Origin of the sequence: Actinomadura sp. NPDC048032 (assembly GCF_040653175.1) — a bacterium.
In the GTDB taxonomy this organism is placed as follows: domain Bacteria; phylum Actinomycetota; class Actinomycetes; order Streptosporangiales; family Streptosporangiaceae; genus Spirillospora; species Spirillospora verrucosospora.
The window spans coordinates 1-1,005 of sequence record NZ_JBEZJP010000838.1 but is presented as its reverse complement, the minus strand read 5'-3'; the positions used below and the strand labels follow the sequence as shown (position 1 = coordinate 1,005).

Here is a 1,005-nt window from a genome sequence, read left to right as displayed (position 1 = left end):
GGCGCCGCGCAGGACGGCTCCGGTCCGCTCGGACGCGGCGGCCACGGCGGAGTCGCGGGCCTGCGACGCCTCCTCGGCCGTGAGCGTCCGGTCCGGGGCGCGGAACCGCAGCGAGTACGCCAGCGACTTGCGTCCCTCGCCCACCTGCTCGCCCGTGTAGACGTCGAACAGCCGGATCGCCTCCAGGAGCCCGCCCGCGCCTTCGCGCAGGGCCGCCTCGACCTCCGCGGCCGGGACGCCGGAGTCCACGACCAGCGCGACGTCCTGCACCGCGACCGGGTACGGCGACACGTGCGGCGCGCGGACGCTCACCGGCTCGCCCAGGCGGCGCAGCTCCAGCTCCATCGCGCACGACCGCGCGGGCAGCCCGTACGCCTTCGTGACGCGCGGGTGCAGCTCGCCGGCGTGCCCGACCAGGGTGTCGCCCACGTACAGCGCGGCGCAGCGGCCCGGATGCCAGGGCGCGTGCTGGTCGGCCTTCACCGTCAGCTCGACGCCGACCTCGCGGGCCACCGTGCGGGCGGCCTCGACCGCGTCGGCCCACAGCGCCGGACGGCCCTCGCCCCACCAGCCCGACGGCTCGCGGTCGCCCGCCAGCACGGCCGCGACCCGGTACGGCTGGTCCGGCAGCGCGGCCTCCAGCGCGGCGACCTCCTCGGCCGTCGGGCCGCGGTCCACGGCGAGCCGCGGCGCCCGCTCCGGTGCGCCCGGGCGCGGCCGGAACACCATGCCGACCTCGAACAGCGCGACGTCGCCGAAGCCGCGTCCCACGTTGAGCGCGAGCGCCTTGAGCAGGCCCGGCAGCAGCGTGGTGCGCAGCAGCGGCTCCTCCTCCGACATCGGGTTCGCGAGCCGCAGCGTCCGCCGCCGCGCGTCGTCCTCGGGGAGCTGGAGGCCGTCCAGGTCCTTGTCAAGTTTTTAAGGGCATACGGTGGATGCCTTGGCATCAGGAGCCGATGAAGGACGTGGGAGCCTGCGATATGCCTCGGGGAGTCGGCAACCAGA

1 rRNA gene and 1 pseudogene are annotated in these 1,005 nt (G+C 76.0%); one reads left to right on the top strand and one right to left on the bottom strand.

Annotated elements, in window-relative coordinates:
• Positions 1 to 909: pseudogene (locus AB0C69_RS42610) on the bottom strand (phenylalanine--tRNA ligase subunit beta); the annotation flags it as partial.
• Here AB0C69_RS42610 and AB0C69_RS42605 point away from each other — a divergent pair.
• Positions 909 to 1,005 (top strand): 23S ribosomal RNA (locus AB0C69_RS42605); the annotation flags it as partial. The pseudogene AB0C69_RS42610 and the gene AB0C69_RS42605 overlap by 1 nt on opposite strands.